An 18,515-nucleotide genomic window follows, 5' to 3' on the forward strand; every position below is an offset into this window, starting at 1 on the left:
ATCGTGGCGGGGCGGAGGAGGAGTGCCATGAGATGGCGGTCCGGCCGCACGTCCGACAGGGGATCGATCGCACCCGTGGCCGGGGGGCCGCCGTCCCAGTGCAAGGAGATCGCCCGTTGAACCTGGAGCACTACATCGACGGGGCCCACGTGCCCAGCGTGTCCGGCCAGACGTTCACCTCGCTGGAACCCGCGACCAACCGCCCCGCGCTGACCGTCGCCTCCGGGGACGCCGAGGACGTCGACCTGGCCGTGCGCGCCGCGCTCAGGGCGTTCACCGACGGTCCGTGGCCGCGGATGCCGGGCGAGGAGCGGGCGGCGGTGCTGCGCGGCGTCGCGGCGGCCATCGAGGCGCGCGACGAGCGCATCGCCGAGCTGGAGTGCGGCGACACCGGGCTGCCCATCACCCAGGCCAGGGGCCAGGCCCGCCGCGCCGCGCACAACTTCCGCTTCTTCGCCGACGTCATCAGCAGCCTGGGCGAGGACGTCTACCGCGTCGGCTCGGCCCAGCTCAACTACGTCGTGCGCAAGCCGGTCGGCGTGGCCGGGCTGATCACGCCGTGGAACACGCCGTTCATGCTGGAGACCTGGAAGCTGGCCCCGGCGCTGGCGGCCGGCTGCCCGGTGGTGCTCAAGCCGGCCGAGTGGTCGCCGCTCTCGGCCAGCCTGCTGCCGGAGATCATGGAGGAGGCCGGGCTGCCCGAGGGCGTGTTCAACCTCGTCCACGGCATCGGCGAGCGGGCCGGGGCGGCGCTGGTGGCCCACCCCGACGTGCCGGTGATCTCCTTCACCGGCGAGACCGCCACCGGCCAGACGATCATGCGCGACGCCGCCACCGGCCTCAAGACGTTGTCGATGGAGCTGGGCGGCAAGTCCCCGCTGCTCGTCTTCGACGACGCCGACCTGGACCGGGCGCTCGACGCGGCCGTCTTCGGCGTGTTCTCGCTCAACGGCGAGCGCTGCACGGCCAGCTCGCGGGTGCTCGTCCAGGCCACCGTGTACGAGGAGTTCGTGGCCAGGCTCGCCGAGCGCGCCGCGCGGGTGCGGGTCGGGCCGCCGCACGACCTGGCGACCGAGCTGGGCGCGCTCATCCACCCCGAGCACTACGAGCGGGTGATGTCGTACGTGCGGGCCGGCGTCGAGGAGGGCGCCCGCCTGGTGGCCGGCGGCGGCCGTCCGGACGGCCTGCCCGAGGGCAACTTCCTGGCCGCCACGGTCTTCGCCGACGTGACGCCCGCGATGCGCATCTTCCAGGAGGAGATCTTCGGCCCGGTCGTCTGCGTCACCCCCTTCTCCACCGAGACGGAGGCCCTGGAGCTGGCCAACGCCACCCGGTACGGCCTGGCCGCCTACGTGTGGACCAGCGACCTGCGCCGCGCCCACCGCCTGGCCCAGTCCGTCGAGGCCGGCATGCTCTGGATCAACTCCCAGAACATCCGCGACCTGCGCACGCCCTTCGGCGGCGTGAAGGCCAGCGGCCTGGGCAGGGAGGGCGGCCGGTACAGCATCGACGTCTACACCGAGGCGCACATCGTGCACGTCGCCACCGAGGACCTGCCGATCCCCCGCTTCGGCCTCGGCTGAACCCGTCCCGCCACGTCCTTCACTGTGCGCCCGGGCGTAACGTCCGGGCCACCTCGGCGGTCTACCGTGCCCGCATGACGACGCGCAGGTTGTTCGCGAGCGTGCTGGCCGCCGTCCTGGCCGGCGGTACGGTCGCTGTCGTGCTGACCCAGACGCCATCCGCCACGGCCGAGCGCCGCGGCCAGGCCCCCGTCGTGATCGGTCACCGGGGCGCCAGCGCCCACCGGCCCGAGCACACGCTGCTGTCCTACGAGGCGGCCATCGCCATGGGCGCCGACTACATCGAGCCCGACCTCGTCTCCACCAAGGACCACGTGCTGGTCGCCCGGCACGAGAACGAGATCTCCGGCACGACCGACGTGGCCGCCCACCCCGAGTTCGCCGATCGGCGCGCCACCAGGACCGTGGACGGCCGGCCGGTCACCGGCTGGTTCACCGAGGACTTCACGCTGGCCGAGCTGAAGACGCTGCGGGCCAAGGAACGCGTGCCCGACCTGCGGCCGGACAACACCGCCTTCGACGGGCTGGCCGAGATCCCGACGTTCGAGGAGGTCGTCCAGCTGGCGCAGCGGCACGGCGTCGGGGTCTACCCCGAGACCAAGCACCCGACGTACTTCGACTCGATCGGCCTGTCGCTGGAGGAGCCGCTGCTGGAGGTGCTGAACCGGTACCACGTGCGCAAGGCGTACATCCAGTCCTTCGAGACGGCGAACCTGCGCGAGCTGCGCGGACGGACGCGGCTGCCGCTCATCCAGCTCATCACCTCGGGCGGCGCGCCCTACGACTGGGTCGCCGCCGGCAGCACCCGCACCTACGACGACATGGTGACCCCCGACGGGCTGCGCGAGGTGGCCCGGTACGCCGCCGGGATCGGCGTGGACACCCGCCGGGTGGTCCCGGTGGACGCCTCGGGCGCGACGCTGCCCCCGACCACGCTGATCCAGGACGCCCACCGCAGGCGGCTGGAGGTGCACGTGTGGACGATCCGCAACGAGAACTCCCAGCTTCCCGCCGACCACCGCAGGGGGAACCCGGCCAGCCCGGCCTACCCGCGAGCCACCGGCGACGTGGCCGGCTGGTTGAGCAGGCTCGTCGAGCTGGGCATCGACGGCGCGTTCTGCGACGACCCGGCGATGGGCCGCGCGGTGATCGCCGGGCGCCCCTCCTGACCCGGGCGCGCACACTGACCCGGGCGTGCACACTGACCTGGGCGCGCACACTGACCTGGCGCGCACACTGACCCGGGCGCGCACACGAAGCGGCGGGCCCCCGTGCCGGGGACCCGCCGCGCGTGCGCCGCCCGGACGCGTCAGGTACGGCGCCAGCGGGACTCGCCGAAGCAGTAGCCCGCGAACAGCAGCAGCCCGAGTGCCACCACCGCGAGCAGCCACGGCCCCACCGGCGTGTCGGCGAAGCGCCGCAGGGTGGCGTCGATGCCGCCCGCCTTGTCGGGGTCGAAGGTGACGGCCGCGTAGCCGACGAAGACGCCGGCGCCGCCGGTGATCACGCCGCGGGCGATGTAGCCGGCCTGGCCGAGCCGTTCCATCACCTTGCGGGCCTTGGGCGACATGCGGCCGAGGTCGAGCTCGCGCTCGAACTTCTTGGTGACGCCCTCGTGGATCCAGTAGATGCCGAGGGCGACGATGCCGAGCCCGATCAGGCCGACGATGACCTGGCCGCCGGGCAGGTCGAGCAGCTTGCTGGTCAGGTTCTGCGACTGCTTGTCGTCGGACTTGGCCTGACCGGCCAGCAGCACGCTCAGCAGGGTCACGCAGATCAGGACGTACACGCCGGTGCGGAAGGCCGACTGCGCGCGGTCACTCGCCTTGCGGTGACTGAACAGCGCCTCCGACGCCTGCCACAACGCCAGCCCGGCGAAGCCGACCGTCATGATCCACAGCAGCACCTGGCCGAAGGGCAGGCCGGCGATGGTGGTGATGGCTCCCGACTTGTCGGCCTGGCGCGAGCCGTCGCCGAAGGCGATCTGCAACGCCAGCACTCCGATCAGCGCGTACAGCACGCCGCGGCAGGCCAGCCCGATGCGGGCCAGCGTGGTCATCGCCGGGCTGTCCGCTGCTCTGCGGGCCGCGTTCTTGGCCTCGCGGCCCGCGTCCATGGCTTCGCGGCCCGCGCTCTGTGCGGTGCTCACCGTTCCTCCTGGGGGTTTGCGGAAGAACTCCCCTTTGCCCGGGAAACGGGGTTCTAGGCGTCGCCGATCAGTCGAACGCGAGGGTGGGCAGGTCGACGGCGGTGGCGCCGCCGTCGGCCACGACCACGCTGCCGGTCATGACGGCGCTGTCCGGCGAGGCGAGGAACAGGCAGATCGCGGCGATCTCGTCGGCCGTCGCCGGGCGGCGCAGCGGCACGTCCTTGGTGACCAGCTCGTACGCCGCGTCGCGGGTGATGCCGTCCCGGGCGACCAGCACGTCCATCTCCTCGTCGGCCATCGGCGTGCGCACCCAGCCGGGGCACAGGCAGTTGGCCCGGACGCCCTGGGGCCCGTAGTCGCGGGCGATCGAGCGGGTCAGGCCGATGAGCGCGTGTTTCGTCGTGACATATCCGGACACGGCCGGGCCGGCGGCCAGGCCCGCGATCGACGACACGACCACGATCGCCCCCTTCGACCGCACCAGCGCCGGCAGCGCCTCCCGGCAGGTCACGAAGCAGGTGTTGAGGTTGGCGTCGAGGCTGAGCCGCCAGGACGCGTCGTCGGTCTCGCCGACCGGCCCGCCCCCGTGGCCGCCCGCGTTGGCCACCACCACGTCGAGCCCGCCGAAGCGGCCCAGGCACGCCTCGACCGCCGCCCGCGCCTGGCCGGTGTCGGACATGTCCGCGCAGGCCACGGCCGCCGCGTCGCCGAGGTCCGCGGCCACCTCGGCCAGCGGCCCGGGACGGCGGCCGGTCAGCATGACCGAGGCGCCCTCGGCGGCGAACCTGCGGGCGGTCGCCGCGCCGATGCCGGTGCCCGCCCCGGTGATCAGCGCGACCTTTCCCTTGAGCCTCATCGCCTACTCCTTTACAACGGGAAGCTATATGATTTCATAGACGAATTCGTGGAGGAAGGAGCGGCCATGACCGATCGCCCTGCCGGTTGGAAGAACATGGACGATTTCGCGCCCGGGATCGCCACGAACCGCCTTCCGGCCACGTACGCGCTCGCGGGCACCGAGGTGGACCTCACCTTCGACGACGGCAGCAAGACGTCCCTGGCCTTCGCCGGTCGGTACAAGCTGCACGCCGACGGCGGCCCCGCCGAACCGTACGAGGCCGTGGCCATGCGCGAGGACCTGTTCTACGTGGGCCGCGCGCACGCCGAGCGGCCCCGCGAGTACACGGTCACCGTCCTGCACACCAGCACGGGCCGGGCGCTGCGCGTGGTCTCAGTCATCGCGCCCGAGCCGGTCCCGGGGCAGCCGCGGGTGTCGCAGACGTTCACGCCCGGCGTGATCGAGGGCCGGGAGCTCACCGGCGAGCCGCCCGCGCCGACCCGCGAGCTGATCGGCCGGCGGGCCCTGTACCGCTACAGCCCCGAGCACCTCTACGAGCACGTCTACCTCAGCTCCGAGCGCTACGCCTGGCAGTGCCTGGCCGGCGCGCAGCGCGGCCACGGCGACGTCGACCTGGCCGCCACCTGGAAGATCGCCGACGGCCTGTACGTGTTCACCTTCCGCGAGTTCCGCATCCCGGTCGCGGCCACCTGGCTCTACGACTGGACGGCCCTGCGCACGGTCGGCACCTTCTTCGGCCTGTCGGGCGAGGGCGAGATCCACCACTCCCCCGGCGGCGCGTACATCGAGCCGCTGGGTCAGGTCACCTATCCGGCCGGTGAGGAACCGGTCTGAGGAGAAACACAGATGAGCGACAATCTCGACGCCGTACGCGCCTCCTACGCGGCCTCCGCGGCCGGCGACGTGAACGGCATCGTGTCCCTGCTGGGCCCGCAGGCCCGGTGGACGGAGATGGCCGGCTTCCCGTACGCGGGCACGTACGTGGGGCCGCAGCAGGTGCTGTCGGAGGTGTTCGCCAAGCTGGGCAGCGAGTGGGACGGCTACCAGGCCGAGCCGGAGGAGTTCGTGGACGGCGGCGACGTGGTCGTCGTGATCGGCCACTACAGCGGCACCTACCGCGCCACCGGCAAGTCGATGAGGGTGCGCTTCACCCACGTCTGGCACCTGGAGGACGGCGTGGCCACCCGGTTCGAGCAGTTCACCGACACGGCCCTGGTCCGGGAGGCGCTCGTCCCGTGATCCCGTCGCGCGGCCGGATGAGGGCCGGCCGCGCGACGTCCTCAGCCGGTCAGCTCGCCCACGCGGCGCATGACCTCGCGGCAGAACGTGCCCACGCCGTCCGGGTCGTCGATGAACTGCGACGGCTTGATGCAGAACGTGGTGTACCCCTCGGCCATCCGGGCCGGGATGTGCTCCAGGGCGGGCCCGAGCGGCGCACAGGAGACGGCGTCGGGGAAGACGGCCCGCGTGCCGCCGGCCAGCTCCAGCTCGCCGATGTCACGACCGGCCGCCGTCATGCCGTCGGCCAGGGCCTTGATGTCCTCGGCGGGCGGGTAGCCGAGCGGGTTGAACCCGCTGCCCCAGCGGGTCATCCGGCGCAGCAGCCGGTCGCTCACCCGCGCGCCGCCGAACCACAGCGCGGGCCCGCTCTCCCGGTAGGCCTTCGGCTCGAAGTACACCTCGTCGAACCGGTAGTGCCGGCCGTGGTAGGTGACCGGCGAGTCCCGCCAGAGCAGCTCCCAGATCTCCAGGTGCTCGTCGAGGAGCTCGCCGCGCCGCTCGAAGGGCACGCCGAGCGCGGCGTACTCGTCGCGGCTCCAGCTCACGGTGGGCAGTACGACGAGCCGGCCCTGCGACAGCAGGTCGAGCGTGCCGAGCTCGCGGGCCAGCGCCAGCGGGTGGCGCAGCGGGGCGAGCACCGCGGCGGCGGCCAGGCGCAGCCGGGTGGTGACCGAGGCGACGGCCGCCAGCAGGCCCAGCGAGTACGGCCACGGCGTGAACGGGTCCTGGTTGCCGGGCAGCGCGTACTCGCGGGGGTTGGCCATGCGGCCACGGGCGCCGGCGTCGGGGCCGAGCACGAGGTGTTCGCTGATCATGACCGAGTCGAACCCGGCGTCCTCGGCCTCGCGTGCCCACCGGACCAGCACCGGCAGGTCGCGGGCCGAGGTCATCGTCCAGTTCTCGGACAGCACGAGTTGCATGCGCGGTTGCTTCATCTTGCATTCATACCCGAACGATCTTCATCAAGCTAGCTCTTGAACCTAATCGTTTGGCACCTTACGATCCCTCCAAAATCCGCAGAGAGGTCGCCCATGATCCCCATGAGGGCACTCGCCGTCCCGCTCGCCGTCCTGCTGCTGGCCGCCGGGTGCGGCCTGTCCGACGACCCGCCGGCCGCCTCGTCCGGCGGCGCCGGCGACGTCATCAAGGTGGGCGGCGTCAGCTCGCTGAGCGGCGCGGTCACCTTCCCCGACTCCTCGGCCGCCGCCAAGGCCGTCTTCGACCGGGTCAACGAGCAGGGCGGCGTCAACGGCCACAAGATCGAGTACGTCAGCGCCGACGACAAGGGCGACCCGGCCGCCGCCGCCCAGGCCGCCCGGGACGTCGTCACCAACCAGGGCGTGGTGGCGCTGGTCGGCTCGGCCAGCCTGCTCGACTGCGCCGTGAACGCCCCCTTCTACCAGCAGTCGCGGATCGTCTCCGTCCAGGGCACCGGCGTCGACCCGACCTGCTTCGACTCCCCGGCGATCTCCCCGGTGAACACCGGCCCGTACCTCAACATGGCGATCAACCTCTACTACGCCTCCGAGGTGCTCAAACGGGACAAGGTCTGCATGTTCCTGGCGATCCTCGGCAACACCAACGACGCCTACGGCGGGGCCGTGAAGAGCTGGACCGCGCTCACCGGCAAGAAGCTCGCCCTGGACGACCGCACGGTCAAGCCGGACTCCGACCCGACGCCGTTCGTGCTGCGGGCCCGGCGAGAGGGCTGCCAGGCGGTCCTGTACAACGGCACCGAGCCGATGGCGATCTCCTGGATGAAGGTCGTCAAGCAGCAGGGCGTCAGCGGGATCGACTGGCTGATGACCACCGCCCCCTACACCGAGGCCGTCGCCAAGGCCCTGGGCGCCGACGGCGACGGCATGTACGCCAACGCCGAGTTCGAGCCGTTCACCGAGGCCGACTCGCCCGCGCTGAAGGACTGGCGCACACTCATGACCTCCAGGAACGTGCCGCTGACCTCCTTCGGGCAGGGCGGCTACCTGGCGGCCACTTACTTCGTGGACACCCTGAAGACGATCAAGGGCCCGATCACCCGGGAGTCGGTGACGGCGGCCTTCCAGGCGCTCAAGCCCGTCCAGACCCCGATGACCGGCACCCCGTACGAGTTCGGGCAGGCCCCCAGGCACTTCTCCAACCGGGCCGGCAAGATCGTCCAGCTCAGGGGCGGGGCGTGGCACGTGGTCACCCGCGAGTGGGTGCGCTACCCGGGGACGCTCGGCTGATGTTCCAGGGCCTGGTCTCGGGGCTGGCCGCGGGCGGCACGTTCGCCGCCCTCGGCCTCCTGCTCACCGCCATGTACCGGCTGACCGCGACGGTGAACCTGGCCGTCGCGGCGACCGGCGTGGCCGGGGTGTACGTGATGGCCGCGCTCGCCGGGACGGGGTGGCCGTACTGGGCGGCGGCCCTGGCCGGGGTGGCGGCGGGGGCGCTGGTGTCGGCCGGGTGCGGGTTCGTGATGACGCGGTGGTTCGCCGAGAGCGGGCCGCAGACCCGTACCGCGGTGTCGATCGCGCAGCTCATCGGGATCATCGCACTGGCCTACATCGCCTTCGGCGACGAGCCCCGGGTGCTGCCGAACCCGGCCGCGGGCCGCGTCGCCACGCTGGCCGGCGTCGTGGTGACGCAGGGCGCGGTCGTGCTGCTCGCCCTGGCCGTGGTGATCGGCGCGGGCACCTGGCTGCTGCTCACCCGGACGCCGCTGGGCCTGCGCCTGCGCGCCATGGCCGAGCGTCCGGTGACCACGGAGCTGCTGGGCATCGGCACCAGGGCGCTCACCGTGACCGTGTGGGCCCTGGCCGGCGCGCTGTCGTCGCTGGTGCTGCTGGTGGTGGCGCCCGTGCGGTCGAGCGACATCCTGTCGCTGAGCATGCTCATCGTGCCCGCCTGCGCGGCGGCGCTGCTCGGCGGGCTGCGGCGGCTGGCCGGGGCGCTGGCCGGCGGCCTGGCGCTCGGGCTGCTCGAAGGGGTGCTCGCGGGGTCGGCGGTGGTCCAGCAGTACCGGGACGTGGTGCCGTTCGCGGCCATCCTGCTGATCCTCGTGTGGAGCCGGCGGCGGGAGGTGTGGGATGCGTCCCGCTGACCGGCCGGTGCTGCGGTGGGCGGTCGCCGGCGTCCTGATGGCGGCGGCGGCCTACGGGCTGGCCGCCGGGCTGCCGGCGTACTGGGTGTTCCTGGCGATGTCGGCGGTCATCTCCGGGGTGCTGCTGCAGAGCCTCGGCGTGGTGGCCGGGCAGGCCGGGATGGTGTCGCTGTGCCAGATGGCCTTCGCCGCCATCGGCGCCTGGACCACCGCCCAGCTCAACGTCTGGGGCGTCCCCGGCGGCCTGTACGTCTGGCTGCCCCTCGCGGGCCTGGCCGCCGTGCCGTTCGGGCTGCTCATCGGCCTGCCGGCGCTGCGGCTGCGCGGCGTGCACCTGGCGATCGTCACGCTGGGCTTCGCCGCGACCGTGGACGTCGTGATGGCCGCCAACTCCTTCCCCGGCGTGAGCCAGGGCGTGGTGGTGGGCCGTCCGGCAGGGCTGGCCTCCGACCGCCAGTTCTTCCTGTTCTGCTGCGGCGTCTTCGCGCTGGTGGCGGTGGCGCTGGCGGTGCTGCGGCGGACCCGGCTCGGGGCGTCGTGGCGGGCGCTCAAGGAGTCCGAACGGGCCACGGCGGCGGCCGGGACCAGCGTGCCGGGGGCCAAGCTGAGCGCCTTCGCCGTGAGCGCCTTCATCGCGGGCGTGTCGGGGGCGCTGCTGGCCGGACAGCTCGCCATGGTGGTCTCGCGCAACTTCGACCCGGGCCAGTCGCTGGTCGCCTACGCGGTGGCCGTGATGGCGGGCGCCCACCACGCGGAGGGCGCGCTCATCGGCGGGGCGCTGGGCGTGCTGGTGAGCGAGCTGCTGCGGCGGTTCGGCGTGCCGCAGCAGTGGGCGAACGTCGTCTTCGCGGTGGGCGCGGTGCAGGCGATGACGCAGGGCTCGGGCATCAGCGACGGCCTGCGCGCCGCCCTGCGCGCCCGCCGTGCCCGCCGTGCCCGCCGTGCCCGCCGCGCCCGCGGGTCCGGCGCCGCGCCGGCCGTGCCCGCCGCGGCGGCGGACCCCGAGCTGCCCGCGCCCGGTCCGGACGGACGGCCGCCGGCGTTGCGGATCGAGGGCGTCAGCGTGCGGTACGGCCAGGTCGTGGCCGTGGACGGCGTCGGACTCACCGTGCTCGCCGGCGAGGTGCACGGGCTGGTCGGCCCGAACGGCGCGGGCAAGTCGTCCCTGGTCGACGCGATCAGCGGGTTCGTGCCCGCCGGCGGCGGCCTGGTCGAGGTCGGCGGCGTGGCCGTCGCCGGGGCCCGGGGCGGCACGGCGGTCCACCGGCGCGCCAGGGCCGGGTTGCGGCGCACGTTCCAGCAGGACCGGGTGCCGGTGGGCCTGTCGGTGCGCGAGTACCTGCGCTTCGCCGCACGCCGCCCACTGAGCGACGCCGAGCTGGCGGAGGGCCTGGCCGGGCTGGTGGCGGCGGCGCCCGGCGACCCGATCGCCGCGCTCGACGTGGGCAGCAGGCGGCTGCTGGAGGTGGCCGGGACGCTGCTGGCCCGTCCCGCGGTCGCGGTGCTGGACGAGCCCGCCGCCGGCCTCGGCCACGCCGAGAGCGCACGGCTGGGCGCCTGGCTGCGCCGGGTCCCCGCCCGGTACGGCGCCGCCGTCCTGCTCATCGAGCACGACCTGGACCTGGTCAGGGCCGCGTGCACGGCCGTGACCGTGCTGGACTTCGGCCGCGTCATCGCCCAGGGCCCGCCCGCCGAGGTGTTCGCCGAGCCCGGCGTCCTGCGGGCCTACCTGGGTCAGGAGCCCGCCGCGTGAGCGGGCGGACGGGAGGCGACCCCATGGACCTCGTGCTGCGGGACCTGACCGTGGCCAGGGGCGGCCAGCCGGTCGTCAGGAATGTGACGCTGACCGCCGCGCGCGGGCAGGTCACCGTCCTGCTCGGCCCGAACGGCGCGGGCAAGACCACGCTGCTGGAAGCGGTCTCGGGCGTGCTGCCCGCCGCCGGGGGCGAGATCGTGCTCGGCCGGACCACGCTGACCGGCCGGCCGCGCACCCAACGGGCCCGGCACGGGCTGGCGCACGTGGAGCAGGGCCGGGCCGTGTTCGCCACGCTCACCGCGCGGGAGAACCTGGCCCTGGCCGGCGACCCCGGGCGCGCGCTGGAGCTGTTCCCCGAGCTGGAGCGGCGGCTGGACGTGCGGGCCGGGCTGCTGTCCGGCGGCGAGCAGCAGATGCTGGTCCTGGCCAGGGCCATCGGGACCGGCCCGGTGGCGCTGCTGCTCGACGAGATGTCGCTCGGCCTGGCCCCGGGCGTCGTGCGCCGGCTGCTGCCGGTGATCCGGCGGCTGGCCGACGAGGGCTGCGCGGTGCTGCTGGTCGAGCAGTTCGCGCACGCGGCCCTGGCCCTGGCCGACAGCGCGTACGTGCTGGCCCACGGCGCGATCACCTACGGCGGCGACCCGGCGCCGCTGCGCGAGTCGGATGCCGCGCTCAGGCGCGCCTATTTGGGAGCTGATTCATGACGAACGCCGATCTTCTGCTGGTCAACGGGCGGGTGCTCACCATGGACCCGGCGCGGCCGTACGCGACCGGCGTGGCGGTGCGCGACGGCGTGATCGTGCACGTCGGCGACGCCGCCGGGTGGAGCGCGGCCGAGGTGGTGGACCTGCGGGGCCGCGTCCTGCTGCCCGGGATCAACGACTCCCACCTGCACGCCTGCGGCTACGGCCTGACCCGCCCGCCGTTCTGCGTGGACGTGGCGGTGGGGTCGATCGCCGAGGTGCGGGAGCGGGTCGCCGCCGCGGTGCGCGCCGCCGGCCCCGGCGAGTGGGTGCGCGGGATCGGCTGGAACCCCGGCCGGCTGGCCGAGGGCCGGTCGCCGTCCAGGACGGACCTGGACGACGTCGCCCCCCACCATCCCGTCCTCCTCCAGGACTTCTCCGGCCACACCACGTGGGCGAACTCCGCCGCGCTGCGTCTGGCCGGGCTGCCCGACGACGGCGACGGCCTGCTGCACCACGGGGACCAGGGCCTGGTCCAGCGCCTGGTGCCGCCGCCGCCCGGCGGGCTGAGGCGGGTGCTGCGCGAGGTGGTGGCCGAGCTGAACCGGGCCGGGATCACCAGCTTCACCGAGCCGGGCCTCGGGCCGGGCGGCGGGGAGGCGTTCGCGGGCGGCATGGGGCCGGGGGTGCTGGGCGCGTACGCGGAGCTGGCGCGGGCCGGCGAGCTGACCGCGCGGGTGAGCGTGCTGGGCCTGCCGAGCCCGATGTCGGGCGCCTCGGTCACCGACACCGCCGCCTACCTCGACCGCCTGCCGGACGACCTGGACGGCGTGGACGAGCGGCTGGTCCGGCTGCTGGGCGTGAAGGTGTTCGCCGACGGGATCCCGCCGTCGGAGACGGCCTGGATGCGGGAGGCGTACCCGTCGGGCGGGCACGGCTCGCTGTGCACGCACGGCGGCACGGACGCCGAGCGGGTCGCCGAGCTGGACGAGATCCTGCGCCTGGTGCACGTGGCCGGCCTGCAGGCGGGCGTGCACGTCGTGGGCAGCCGGGGCGTGGACGCCGTCGTGGACGCGCTGGCCGCGATCTCCCGCGAGCACCCGAGGGCCGATCCCCGCCACTACGTGATCCACGGCCAGTTCGCCTCGAAGCAGGCGCTGGCCACGCTGGGCGAGCTGGGTTACGGGATCAACCTCCAGCCGGTGCTGCAACGCGTCGAGTCGGGCACCACGCGCGAGCTGTTCGGCGCGCGGGCGGCCGAGCAGGAGTGGCCGGCCCGCTCGGCGATCGACGCGGGCGTGCTGACCGCGTGCAGCTCCGACGCGCCGGTGACCGCGCCGGACTGGCGAGCGGGCGTGGCGGCGCTGGTCGCCCGTGACGGCGAGGGCATCTCGCTCGCCGAGGCCCTGGCCACCTATACGATCGCCGGAGCGCGGCAGGACTTCGCCGAGGGCTGGAAGGGCACGCTCACCCCGGGCAAGGTCGCCGACCTGTGCGTCAGCGCGGCGACGGCGGACGACGACGTCGTGGCCGCGCCGGTGGACCTGACGGTGTTCGGCGGCCGGGTCGTTTGGTCCCGTTCGTGAGCGGCGGACGTGAAGATTGTTAGGTACCGAATATACTTTCGTGCCATGACGGGACACCACACGCTGCGCCAGACCGAGGAGGCCATCGGCCAGCGGCTGGGCGACCTCAACATCGACTTCGAGGCCATGTGGGCGGTGTCGAACGTCTACCGCGCGTCCTCGGCCATCCGCAACCACCTGGAGCAGACCGTCCTGCGCGACACCGGCCTGACCTGGACGGGGTTCGTGGTGATGTGGGTGGTGTGGATCTGGGGCGAGAGCGAGACCCGCCACGTCGCCGCCGAGGCGGGCATCTCCAAGGGCACGCTCACGGGCGTGGTCAAGACCCTGGAGTCCTACCGGCACCTGCGGCGCTTCCCGCACCCCACGGACGGCCGCCGGGTCATGCTGGCGCTCACCGCGACCGGCGAGCGGCTGATGCGCGAGCTGTTCCCGGAGTTCAACCGGCAGGAGGCGTTCGTGGTCAAGGAGCTGGACAGCGATCAGCGGCGCGAGCTGGCCAGCTCCCTGCGGCGCGTCATGGAGCACCTGGAGAGCATCTGACCGGCAGTTCCTTGATGCCGTTGACGAAGTTCGAGCGGATCCGGCGCACCTCGCCGGCGAGCTCGATCGACGACAGGCGCGGCAGCAGCTCCTCGAACAGCACCCGGATCTCCAGCCTGGCCAGCGCGCCGCCGAGGCAGTAGTGCGGGCCGCCCCTGCCGAACGTCAGGTGCTCGTCGGCGTCCCTGCCCACGTCGAACCGGTAGGGGTCGGGGAAGACGCGCTCGTCCCTGTTGCCCGAGGCGTACCACATGACGACCTTGTCGCCGGCGGCGACGCGGCGGCCGTGCAGGGTGACGTCGCGGGTGGCGGTGCGGCGGAAGTGGTAGACGGGCGAGGCCCAGCGCAGGAACTCGTCCACGGCCCGCGGCATCAGCGCCGGGTCGGCGCGCAGCCGGTCGAGCTGGGCGGGGTGCTCCATGAGGGCGAGCATGGCGTGCGAGACGGCGTGCCTGGTCGTCTCGTTCCCGGCCACGACCAGCAGCAGGAAGTAGTTGTCGAAGTCGCGGTCCGACAGCGGCCGGCCGTCCACGGGCTCCTGGTTGACGAGCCGGCTGACCAGGTCCGTGCCGTGGCCGCCGCGGCGGCGGGCGGCCAGCTCGCGGCCGTACTCGAAGACCTCCAGGGAGGCCGGGCTGCGGAAGGGCAGGTCTTTGAACTCCTCGCTGTCGCGCAGGCGTTCCGGGTCGGTGTTCTCGATGATCTGGTTGCCCCAGTCGATGAGCCGCTGGGTGTCGGGCACGTCGAGCATGCGGGCCAGCACGTTGATCGGGAAGTCGGCGGCGACCTCCTTGACGAAGTCGAACTCGCCCTTGGGCAGGGCGGCGTCCAGGGTCGTGGCGGTCAGGCCGCGCAGGAACACCTCGTAGCCGGCCACCGCCCTGGCCGAGAAGTCGCGCAGCAGCAGCCGGCGCAGCGCGTGGTGGCGGGGGCCGTCGGTCTCCAGCAGGGAACGGCGGATCGCGGCCTGCCGCTCGTCCACCTCCTCCAGGTTGGTGAAGCCTTCGGAGGTGAACGTCTCCGGGTCGCGGCCGACGGCCACGATGTCGGCGTGCCTGGTGACCGCCCAGAAGCCCCTGCCGTGCCCGTGCTCGTCCTGCCAGTGGACGGGCGACTGCTCGCGCAGCACGTCGAACATGCGCCACGGGGTCACTCCGTCGGTGAACCGGCCGGGGTCGGCGAGGTCGACGTCTGCCAGGCGCATGGCTCTCCTTCACCTTGTTCGGTCACAAACATTACGGCTGGCGACTTAACCGGACAAGGGGTGTCGTTGGGTCGTACGGAAGCGAATGAGCTGTGCGGCCGGCGTGCCGTCGCCCTGAGCCGCCGACCGCCGCGCGGTTACAGTGGCCGGGTGACCACCGACCAGCACGGCCTGGCCATGACCGGCGCGAGCGCCGCCGCCGCGCGCCACTACGACCGGGCGATCGACGAGCTGCTGCACTTCCGCGCCGAGGTCGCCGCCGAGGCGGCCGCCGCGCTGGCCGACTCCCCCGGCTTCCCGATGGGCAACGTGCTGTCCGCCTACCTCGACCTGCTGACCACCGAGGCGGCCGGCGCCCGTGCCGCGCGGGCCCGGTTCGCGGCCTTCCGCCGGCAGGCCGACGAGTCGTCGCTGCTGCCGCGCGAGCGTGCCCACGTGGCGGCCGTCCAGGCGCTGCTCGACGGCGACCTGACCACCTGCGGCGCGCTGCTCGCCGAGATCACCGTCGCCCACCCGCGCGACGCGCTGGCCCTGGCCGCCGGGCACCAGCTCGACTTCTTCACCGGCGACGCCCGCTCGCTGCGCGACCGGATCGGCGGCGCGCTCACCGCCTGGCACGAGGACGACCGGCACTTCGGCCAGGTGCTCGGCATGTACGCCTTCGGCCTGGAGGAGGCCGGCCACTACGACCGCTCGGAGCAGGTCGGCCTGCGCGCCGTCGAGCTCGACCCGCGCGACGTGTGGGGCATCCACGCGGTCGTGCACACCTACGAGATGCAGGGCCGCTTCGGCGAGGGCGTGCGCTACCTCGACGCCCGCCTGGACGACTGGTCCACCGGCACGTTCTTCAACGTCCACACCTGGTGGCACTACGCCCTCTACGCCCTGGAGGCCGGCGACGAGCGGCGGGCGCTGGAGGTGCACGACGCGGCGCTGGCCGGCGGGCGCACGTCCATGGAGCTGCTGGACGCCGCCGCGCTGCTCTGGCGGCTCCTGCTGGAGGGCTCCGACCAGCACGAACGCTGGCAGGCCCTGGCCGACGCGTGGCCGCCGCTGATGGCCGAGCCGTTCTACGCCTTCAACGACGTGCACGCGGTCATGTCGTACGTGGGGGCCGGGCGCATCGGGGAGGCGGAGAAGCTGATCGCCTCGCGGGAGGCGTACACGCTGGAGTCCCGTCCGGGGGTCACCAACGTCGCGATGACGCTGCGGGTGGGGTTGCCGGTGTGCCGGGCCCTGGTGGCGTACGGGCGGGGCGACTTCGCGGCGGTGGTCGACCTGCTGCACCCGATCAGGCACCGGGTCGGCGAGTTCGGCGGCAGCCACGCCCAGCGGGACGCCGTGCAGAAGACGCTGCTGGAGGCGGCGCTGCGGAGCGGGCGGCACGAGCTGGCGCGGGCGCTGGTGAGCGAGCGCATCGGCGTGCGGCCGGGCAGCCCGTTCAACTGGCTCAGGCAGGCGGCGGTGGCCGAGGGGCTGGGCGACCGCGCGGCCGCCGCCGTCGCCCGCCGCAGGGCCGCGACGCTGATCGCCGAGGCCTGACCCGCTGCTCGTCCCGCCCGTCTCCCCCTGACGGTCGCCGCGAACGCGCGGCTGGAAGTGTCGCAGGCGCCGAGTAGGGTTCCCTTCATGGATCGGGAACTCACCTTGATGGTCGTCCACGCCCACCCCGACGACGAGTGCCTGAGCACCGGCGGCGTCCTCGCCCGCTACACCGACGAGGGCGTCCGCACCGTGCTCGTCACCTGCACCAACGGCGAGCAGGGTGACGACACGGGCGGCGTCAAACCAGGCGAGGAGGGGCACGACGCCGCCAGGGTGGCCGAGCGGCGGCTGGCCGAGCTGCGCGAGTCCGTCGCCCACCTCGGCATCGACCACCTGGAGCTGCTCGGCTACCGCGACTCCGGCATGGACGGCTGGGACACCAACCACCACCCCGACGCGTTCGCCAACGTGCCGGTCGAGGTGGCCGCCGCCAGGCTGGGCGAGCTGATGGAGCGCTACCGCCCGCAGGTGGTCATCACCTACGACGAGACCGGCGGCGGCGGTTACGGCCACCCCGACCACGTGCAGGCCCACCGCATCACGGTGGCCGCCGTCGAGGCGACCGGCATCCCCGACAAGTTCTACTACACGGCGATCCCCCGGGCCGCGATCAAGCGCATGTTCGAGCTGATGCGCGACAGCGGCGTCGACCTGGGCGGCTTCGAGCCGTCCGACGACTTCGGCACCCCCGACGAGCGGGTCAACGCCGTCGTCGACGTCACCCCCTACGTCGAGCGCAAGCTCAAGGCCCTCAAGGCCCACGAGAGCCAGGGCGAGAACATCTTCCTCCTCCGCATGCCCGACGAGGCCCAGCACCAGGCGTTCTCCCACGAGGCCTTCGAACGGAAGCTGAACAAGGTCAACGCCCCCGACCACGAGGAAGACCTCTTCACCGGCCTCCGCCCCTGACCCTCCCCCCACTGGACTGGCCTTCGCGAAATGCCTTGAGGCGGTGCGGGCCGTCGTCATGTCCGGCGGCCCGCGACGGTGACGAGCGGCGGCACCAGAACGGCCAGGGCGCCGCCGATCCACAGCACACTCACCGGGCCGGCGGCGTCGACCGCCAGGCCGCCGGCGAAGGCGCCGAGGGCGATGGACAGGTTGAACGTCGAGACGTACAGGGAGGACGCGGCCTCGGTGGCGGTAGGGGCGGCGTTGAGCATCCAGGTCTGGAAGGTGACCGGGACGGCGCCGTACGCCAGTCCCCAGACGACCAGGACCACGGCCGCGGACAGGACGTCGTGGCTGCCGATCGCGACGGCGGCCATGGCGGCGGTGAGCAGCAGGCCGATGCCGCACACGGTCTGCCGCAGGCGCGTGGCGACCAGGGCGCCGGCGATGAAGTTGCCGCAGATGCCGGCGACGCCGAAGACGAGCAGCAGCACGCTGATCAGGTCGTCGGCGACGCCGTCGTCGTGGAGGATGGGCCGCAGGAAGGTGTAGGCGGTGAAATGCCCGGTGATGGCCAGGAAGGTCATGGCGATGCCGGTGCGTACGGCGCGGTGGGTGCGCAGCACGCGCGGCAGGTCCGCGAACGTCAGGGTGCGCTGCGGCGCCACCTTCGGCATCACGACGACCATGCAGGCCAGCGAGATCAGGCCGAGCACGCCGACGGCGGCGAACGCGGTGCGCCAGCCGGCGAGGTCACCGGTCAGGGTGCCGGCGGGCACGCCGAGCACCGAGGCGGTTTCGACGCCGCCGAAGACGACCGCGGTGGCGCGGGCCACGTGGCGTTCGGGCACCAGGCGCAGGGCGATGCCGCCGGCCAGGGACCAGAAGCCGCCGACACTGATGCCGATCAGGAAGCGGGCCAGCAGGACGACGGCGAAGCTGGTGGCGAAGGCGGAAGCGAGATTGGCCGCGCCCACGATGCCGATCAGCACGACCAGCACCAGGCGGCGGTCGATCCGGGCGGTGGCCACGGTGACCAGCGGCGCCGCGACGGCGGCGACCAGCCCGGGCACGGTGACCATGAGCGCGGTGGTGCCCTCGGACAGGTCGAGGGCGGCGCCGATGGGGGTGAGCAGTCCGACGGGCAGCAGTTCGGACGTCATCAGGGCGAAGATGCCCAGCGTGACGGCGAGGATCGCGGACCAGCCCCGGACCGGTGAAGGGCCGGGCCCCTGGGCCGCGTCCGGCGAGCTCGCGTCGATGGTGGTCATGGGTGGGGGACCTTTCCGGGTGTGGTCAAGGCGCGGGCGGTGGCCGCGACGAGGCGGCCACCGCCCGGAATCAGGGCCACGG

General features: G+C 73.4%; 17 protein-coding genes. 12 read left to right on the forward strand and 5 right to left on the reverse strand.

Features of this window, described 5'->3' with window-relative positions:
- Window positions 1-116 precede the first annotated feature (116 nt).
- Both hpaE and ACFYYW_RS22695 read left to right on the forward strand, forming a co-directional pair.
- Window positions 117-1,583 (forward strand): 5-carboxymethyl-2-hydroxymuconate semialdehyde dehydrogenase, encoded by a 1,467-nt coding sequence (gene hpaE / locus ACFYYW_RS22690; RefSeq protein ID WP_387651134.1) that lies wholly within the window; start codon window positions 117-119, stop codon window positions 1,581-1,583.
- Between the two features lie 74 nt (window positions 1,584-1,657).
- A complete protein-coding gene (locus tag ACFYYW_RS22695; RefSeq protein ID WP_387651137.1) occupies window positions 1,658-2,752 on the forward strand; it encodes a glycerophosphodiester phosphodiesterase in 1,095 nt (364 codons plus the stop codon).
- A gap of 140 nt (window positions 2,753-2,892) precedes the next feature.
- On the opposite strand, the gene ACFYYW_RS22700 is transcribed toward ACFYYW_RS22695, so the two are convergent.
- Entirely contained in the window at window positions 2,893-3,732 is an 840-nt protein-coding gene (locus tag ACFYYW_RS22700; RefSeq protein WP_387651140.1) for a DUF1206 domain-containing protein, read from the reverse strand.
- A 67-nt stretch (window positions 3,733-3,799) separates the two neighbouring features.
- Window positions 3,800-4,588 carry an SDR family NAD(P)-dependent oxidoreductase gene (locus tag ACFYYW_RS22705; protein WP_387651143.1) on the reverse strand — a complete coding sequence of 263 codons (789 nt, stop codon included), beginning with the start codon at window positions 4,586-4,588 and terminating at the stop codon, window positions 3,800-3,802.
- A 66-nt stretch (window positions 4,589-4,654) separates the two neighbouring features.
- Between ACFYYW_RS22705 and ACFYYW_RS22710 the strand changes: the two genes are divergently transcribed.
- On the forward strand, window positions 4,655-5,425 hold the full coding sequence (locus ACFYYW_RS22710; RefSeq protein WP_387651146.1) for a MoaF C-terminal domain-containing protein: 771 nt from the start codon (window positions 4,655-4,657) through the stop codon (window positions 5,423-5,425).
- Between the two features lie 12 nt (window positions 5,426-5,437).
- Entirely contained in the window at window positions 5,438-5,830 is a 393-nt protein-coding gene (locus tag ACFYYW_RS22715; protein WP_352330080.1) for a nuclear transport factor 2 family protein, read from the forward strand.
- Between the two features lie 41 nt (window positions 5,831-5,871).
- Here the strand turns inward: ACFYYW_RS22715 and ACFYYW_RS22720 are convergent, their stop codons facing one another.
- Window positions 5,872-6,807: a TIGR03619 family F420-dependent LLM class oxidoreductase gene (locus ACFYYW_RS22720; protein ID WP_387651150.1), complete on the reverse strand. Its 936-nt coding sequence runs from the start codon at window positions 6,805-6,807 to the stop codon at window positions 5,872-5,874.
- A gap of 96 nt (window positions 6,808-6,903) precedes the next feature.
- On the opposite strand from ACFYYW_RS22720, the gene ACFYYW_RS22725 reads away from it, so the two are divergent.
- The 6 genes from ACFYYW_RS22725 to ACFYYW_RS22750 are packed head-to-tail and all read left to right on the forward strand — an operon-like array spanning window position 6,904 to window position 13,522.
- Entirely contained in the window at window positions 6,904-8,097 is a 1,194-nt protein-coding gene (locus ACFYYW_RS22725; protein ID WP_387651152.1) for an ABC transporter substrate-binding protein, read from the forward strand.
- Window positions 8,097-8,954 carry a branched-chain amino acid ABC transporter permease gene (locus tag ACFYYW_RS22730; RefSeq protein ID WP_352327194.1) on the forward strand — a complete coding sequence of 286 codons (858 nt, stop codon included), beginning with the start codon at window positions 8,097-8,099 and terminating at the stop codon, window positions 8,952-8,954. The genes ACFYYW_RS22725 and ACFYYW_RS22730 overlap by 1 nt, the downstream gene beginning before the upstream one ends.
- Complete coding sequence (locus tag ACFYYW_RS22735) at window positions 8,941-10,707, forward strand: ATP-binding cassette domain-containing protein (RefSeq protein WP_387651155.1); 1,767 nt, start codon at window positions 8,941-8,943, stop codon at window positions 10,705-10,707. The genes ACFYYW_RS22730 and ACFYYW_RS22735 overlap by 14 nt, the downstream gene beginning before the upstream one ends.
- Window positions 10,704-11,414 (forward strand): ABC transporter ATP-binding protein, encoded by a 711-nt coding sequence (locus tag ACFYYW_RS22740; protein WP_387651158.1) that lies wholly within the window; start codon window positions 10,704-10,706, stop codon window positions 11,412-11,414. The genes ACFYYW_RS22735 and ACFYYW_RS22740 overlap by 4 nt, the downstream gene beginning before the upstream one ends.
- Entirely contained in the window at window positions 11,411-12,979 is a 1,569-nt protein-coding gene (locus tag ACFYYW_RS22745; RefSeq protein WP_387651161.1) for an amidohydrolase, read from the forward strand. The genes ACFYYW_RS22740 and ACFYYW_RS22745 overlap by 4 nt, the downstream gene beginning before the upstream one ends.
- A 45-nt stretch (window positions 12,980-13,024) precedes the next feature.
- Window positions 13,025-13,522 carry a MarR family winged helix-turn-helix transcriptional regulator gene (locus ACFYYW_RS22750; RefSeq protein ID WP_387651163.1) on the forward strand — a complete coding sequence of 166 codons (498 nt, stop codon included), beginning with the start codon at window positions 13,025-13,027 and terminating at the stop codon, window positions 13,520-13,522.
- Here the strand turns inward: ACFYYW_RS22750 and ACFYYW_RS22755 are convergent.
- The gene (locus ACFYYW_RS22755) at window positions 13,497-14,726 is read right to left on the reverse strand and encodes a cytochrome P450 (protein ID WP_387651165.1); all 1,230 of its coding nucleotides are present in this window, start codon (window positions 14,724-14,726) and stop codon (window positions 13,497-13,499) included. The two genes, ACFYYW_RS22750 and ACFYYW_RS22755, sit on opposite strands and share 26 nt — an antisense overlap.
- Window positions 14,727-14,876: 150 nt before the next feature.
- Between ACFYYW_RS22755 and ACFYYW_RS22760 the strand changes: the two genes are divergently transcribed.
- Window positions 14,877-16,268 (forward strand): tetratricopeptide repeat protein, encoded by a 1,392-nt coding sequence (locus ACFYYW_RS22760; protein WP_387651168.1) that lies wholly within the window; start codon window positions 14,877-14,879, stop codon window positions 16,266-16,268.
- Window positions 16,269-16,355: 87 nt separating this feature from the next.
- Window positions 16,356-17,180 (forward strand): PIG-L family deacetylase, encoded by an 825-nt coding sequence (locus tag ACFYYW_RS22765; RefSeq protein WP_387651170.1) that lies wholly within the window; start codon window positions 16,356-16,358, stop codon window positions 17,178-17,180.
- A 56-nt stretch (window positions 17,181-17,236) separates the two neighbouring features.
- Here the strand turns inward: ACFYYW_RS22765 and ACFYYW_RS22770 are convergent, their stop codons facing one another.
- Complete coding sequence (locus ACFYYW_RS22770; protein ID WP_387651173.1) at window positions 17,237-18,433, reverse strand: MFS transporter; 1,197 nt, start codon at window positions 18,431-18,433, stop codon at window positions 17,237-17,239.
- Between the last annotated feature and the right edge of the window lie 82 nt (window positions 18,434-18,515).

Source organism: Nonomuraea sp. NPDC001831 (assembly GCF_042892035.1).
In the GTDB taxonomy this organism is placed as follows: Bacteria; Actinomycetota; Actinomycetes; order Streptosporangiales; family Streptosporangiaceae; genus Nonomuraea.

Excerpts from the sequence above, each read along its gene's own strand:
- ACFYYW_RS22695 (WP_387651137.1), top strand. The coding sequence starts at position 1,658 with ATGACGACGCGCAGGTTGTTCGCGAGCGTGCTGGCCGCCGTCCTGGCC.
- ACFYYW_RS22705 (WP_387651143.1), bottom strand. The coding sequence starts at position 4,588 with ATGAGGCTCAAGGGAAAGGTCGCGCTGATCACCGGGGCGGGCACCGGC.
- ACFYYW_RS22710 (WP_387651146.1), top strand. The coding sequence starts at position 4,655 with ATGACCGATCGCCCTGCCGGTTGGAAGAACATGGACGATTTCGCGCCC.
- ACFYYW_RS22715 (WP_352330080.1), top strand. The coding sequence starts at position 5,438 with ATGAGCGACAATCTCGACGCCGTACGCGCCTCCTACGCGGCCTCCGCG.
- ACFYYW_RS22720 (WP_387651150.1), bottom strand. The coding sequence starts at position 6,807 with ATGAAGCAACCGCGCATGCAACTCGTGCTGTCCGAGAACTGGACGATG.
- ACFYYW_RS22725 (WP_387651152.1), top strand. The coding sequence starts at position 6,904 with ATGATCCCCATGAGGGCACTCGCCGTCCCGCTCGCCGTCCTGCTGCTG.
- ACFYYW_RS22730 (WP_352327194.1), top strand. The coding sequence starts at position 8,097 with ATGTTCCAGGGCCTGGTCTCGGGGCTGGCCGCGGGCGGCACGTTCGCC.
- ACFYYW_RS22735 (WP_387651155.1), top strand. The coding sequence starts at position 8,941 with ATGCGTCCCGCTGACCGGCCGGTGCTGCGGTGGGCGGTCGCCGGCGTC.
- ACFYYW_RS22745 (WP_387651161.1), top strand. The coding sequence starts at position 11,411 with ATGACGAACGCCGATCTTCTGCTGGTCAACGGGCGGGTGCTCACCATG.
- ACFYYW_RS22750 (WP_387651163.1), top strand. The coding sequence starts at position 13,025 with ATGACGGGACACCACACGCTGCGCCAGACCGAGGAGGCCATCGGCCAG.
- ACFYYW_RS22755 (WP_387651165.1), bottom strand. The coding sequence starts at position 14,726 with ATGCGCCTGGCAGACGTCGACCTCGCCGACCCCGGCCGGTTCACCGAC.
- ACFYYW_RS22765 (WP_387651170.1), top strand. The coding sequence starts at position 16,356 with ATGGATCGGGAACTCACCTTGATGGTCGTCCACGCCCACCCCGACGAC.
- ACFYYW_RS22770 (WP_387651173.1), bottom strand. The coding sequence starts at position 18,433 with ATGACCACCATCGACGCGAGCTCGCCGGACGCGGCCCAGGGGCCCGGC.